This window comes from Hydrogenophaga taeniospiralis CCUG 15921 (genome assembly GCF_001592305.1).
GTDB lineage: Bacteria > Pseudomonadota > Gammaproteobacteria > Burkholderiales > Burkholderiaceae_C > Hydrogenophaga > Hydrogenophaga taeniospiralis.
This window is the reverse complement of sequence record NZ_BCWR01000051.1, coordinates 1-669: the sequence shown is the minus strand read 5'-3', so window position 1 is coordinate 669 and position 669 is coordinate 1. Positions and strand designations below refer to the sequence as shown.

Genomic DNA, 669 nt, shown 5'->3' with positions numbered 1-669 from the left:
GCCACGCCGTCGCGCGCCTGGTCGAACAGTTGGGGTGGTGTGCCACCCATCTGCATGGCGTGGAACAGCTGCACTTTGATACGGCCACCGGACTCGGCCTCCACCTTCTTCGCCCAGGGAATGATGGCCTTGGCCGGGATGGCGGCCTGGGGCGGCAGGAACTGGTGCAGCCGCAGGGTCACGGTCTGCTGGGCCAGGGCGGTGCCAGCGAACAGGGTGCTGACGGCGGCGCCCAGGGCGGCCAACGCGGTTCGGCGTTTCATGATTTGCATTGCGGTCTCCGATCGTTGAAAGATGTCCGGTTCAGGCCCGCGCCAGAGGAGCACAGCGCCTGAGAATGTGCCGAACTGTGACCCGGAACCCGTGTGCTGACCAGACCGGAACGCTTCTTTCAGCTATATCAATGCGTTATGAGAAGTGACCCGGCATGACGAAACCAGATAGCCATCGAACGGATGCACGACCCGAAAAAAACGCGCCAACCCCTGCCGGTGCTGGCGCGTCCGATCACGTGAGAGGCATGCCGGGCGCGATGGCCCGCACGCCTTCTCAGGCGTTCACTTCGTGTACTTGGCGATCAGTGCCCGGGCCTCCGAGGCCAGCTTGGCACCATCGATGTTCTTGCCCTTCATCTCGTTGACCCAGTCCGTCTCCACCGTACCGGCGGTG

The 669-nt window shown here is 63.8% G+C and carries 1 pseudogene; it reads right to left on the bottom strand.

From position 1 onward, the window contains the following. Window positions 1-263 (bottom strand): annotated as a pseudogene (locus HTA01S_RS24445) (C4-dicarboxylate ABC transporter); the annotation flags it as partial. Window positions 264-669: the final 406 nt, after the last annotated feature.